Raw genomic sequence first — 2,165 nt, forward strand, 5'->3', positions numbered from 1 at the left:
CACGCGGGCCTGGGCCGTCGTGGCGTCGCGCAGCCGGGCGTGTTCACGCTCGGTGATGCAGCGCGACGCCACGACGGCCCAGGCCCGCGTGCCCTGACGGCCCGTCGCAATTGAAAAGGGCGCTTCCGGCCGGAAGCGCCCTTTCTGCTGTCTGGACCCCGACCTAGTCGACAGGCTTCAGATGCTTGTCGAGCCAGCCGAACACTTCGGTATGCCATTGCAGGCTGTTGGCCGGCTTCAGCACCCAGTGATTCTCGTCCGGGAAGACGATCAGGCGGCTTTCGATGCCGCGCCGCTGCAGGGCGGTGAAGGTCGACAGGCTCTGGGCCGTGGGGATGCGGAAGTCGCGGTCGCCCTGAACCACCAGCATCGGATCGCGCCAGTTCTGCACATGGTTGGCCGGGTTGAATTCCTGGTAGCCGCGCGGGTTCTCCCACGGCGTGCCGCCGTACTCCCACTCGGTGAACCACAGCTCCTCGGTCGAATAGCCCATGCCGAAGGTGTCGAAGACGCCGTCGTGGTTGACTAGGCAGTCGAACTCGCCCGGCCAGTTGCCGGCGATCCAGTTGATCATATAACCGCCGTAGGAGGCGCCGAGGGCGCAGGCGTTGTCCCCGTCGAGGAAGGGATAGGCCTGCTGGGCGTGGGCCCAGCCCTTCTGCAGATCTTCCAGCGGGCGATCGCCCCAGTGCTGGCTGATCGAGTCGGTGAAGGCCTGGCCGTAGCCGGTCGAGCCGTGGAAATCGATCATCACCACCGCATAGCCGGCTCCGGCGTAGGTCGACGGGTTCCAGCGGTAGGACCAGCTGTTGCCGAACGAGCCCTGCGGTCCGCCGTGGATCAGGAAGGCGACCGGATATTTCCGGCCCTCGACATAGTTGGCCGGCTTGATGACGTAGCCGTGCACCGTCTCGCCGTTCCAGCCCTCGAAATTGAACTGCTCGGCCTCGCCGAACGCCTTGTCGTCCAGCTGCGGGTTCACATTGGTGATGCGGCGCGGCATCTCGCGACCGAGGAAGGTCTTCACATACAGCTCGCTCGGCCGGGTCAGGGAGTCCTGGGCGAAGACGAAGCCCGAGGGCGTCTGCTGGAAGGCCGAAACGTGGCCGGGGCCGGTCACCGGGACGACCAGGCCGTTGCGCGTGTCGATCGAGAAGATCCGGGTCTGACCGACGTCGCCAGCGGTGGCGTACAGGGTGTTTCCGTCCCGCGACCATTGCAGGCTGTCGGCCGAGCGGTCCCAGTTCGCCGCGATCTGGCGGACGCGGCCGGTCTCCATGTCGCGCAGGAAGATGGCGTATTTGTCGGCCTCGAAGCCGGGGCGGGCCATGGCGCGATAGGCCAGGGTGCGGCCGTCCGGCGAGAACACCGGGCCGGTGTCCCAGGCGTCATTGTCGTCGGTCAGGTTCTCGAACGTGCCGTCGCCGCTCAGGCCGTTGGTCCGCCAGAGGTCGAAATTGGTGCTCCACGGCTCGCTCTGGCCGGCCAGCCGGGCCGAGAACACCACCGCATCGCCCTCGGGCGTGAAGGTGAACTCGCCCTCGTCGCCGAACGGCTTGGAGGGGGTGTCGCCGTCAAAACCCTTGGTCACCCAGACCGGATCGCCCGAGCCGTCCGCATTGATCACGAACAGGTGGTTCTGGGTTCCGTCGTTCCAGGTGTCCCAGTGGCGCACGAACATGCGGTCGTAGACCTGGCCGGTGGTCTTGTCGTCCGCCTCGGCCTTCTGGCGGTCGACGGTGCAGGCCAGGTCGGCGCAGGACGGGAACACCGCCAGCGACACCACCACCTTGCCGGCGTCACGGCTCAGCCGGTAGGCGTTGACGTCGACCGGCAGGTCGGTGACCTGGACCGGCCCGGTTCCGTCGGCCTCGGCGCGCCAGACCTGGCTGGAGCCCGAGCGGCCCGACAGGAAATACAGCTTGCCGTCGGACCCCCAGCGGGCGGTGTTGGCGCCGCCCTCGCTGATGGCCAGCCGGCGGCCCTCGCCCGGATCCTGCAGGTCCATGATGTAGAGCGAGCCCGAGCGGCGATTGGCCTCCACGTCGGTCGTGGTCACCGAATAGACCACCCAGCGGCCGTCCGGCGACACCTGCGGATCGCCCAGCCGGTTGGCGCTGATCATGTCGCGATAATCAAACGGCTCGGCGGCCTGGGCCGGGGCG

Annotated in this window: 1 protein-coding gene; it reads right to left on the reverse strand. The window is 67.7% G+C overall.

Annotation, left to right across the window (positions count from 1 at the left end; translation table 11 throughout):
* Window positions 1–163 precede the first annotated feature (163 nt).
* A partial coding sequence (locus tag RDU12_RS15045; RefSeq protein ID WP_308685446.1) for a S9 family peptidase occupies window positions 164–2,165 on the reverse strand: 2,002 nt, incomplete at its 5' end.

Source organism: Brevundimonas sp. (assembly GCF_031082345.1).
Taxonomy (GTDB): domain Bacteria; phylum Pseudomonadota; class Alphaproteobacteria; order Caulobacterales; family Caulobacteraceae; genus Brevundimonas.